The following is a 249-nucleotide window of genomic DNA, read 5'->3' as shown; positions in this document are numbered from 1 at the left end:
ATGAAAGCCAGCCGCTTAATCCAAGCTCTGCCGCACTGTACAAAACCGTCTGGAGATGGCACTTCTATGCCGGCATCCTATTTGCTCCTTTTCTGATCATCCTGGCTATAACCGGCTCCGTTTACTTATTTAAGCCCCAGATTGAACAAGCGCTATATCGGGACTACTACACGGTAACCCCTCAGGTTGAACGGGTAACTCCAAGCAAGCTGGTCGGACAAGTTAAAGAGCTCTACCCTGATGCTACCA

General features: G+C 49.4%; 1 protein-coding gene. It reads left to right on the top strand.

Translation table 11 applies throughout. From position 1 onward, the window contains the following. Positions 1-249, top strand: a 249-nt coding sequence (locus CF394_RS00345) for a PepSY domain-containing protein (protein WP_243370574.1), incomplete at both ends; no start/stop codon positions are given.

The sequence above is a fragment of the Tetzosporium hominis genome (genome assembly GCF_002265435.1).
In the GTDB taxonomy this organism is placed as follows: domain Bacteria; phylum Bacillota; class Bacilli; order Bacillales_A; family Planococcaceae; genus Chryseomicrobium; species Chryseomicrobium hominis.
The sequence above is the reverse complement of the archived record's forward strand: the minus strand, read 5'-3'. Positions and strand labels throughout refer to the sequence as shown.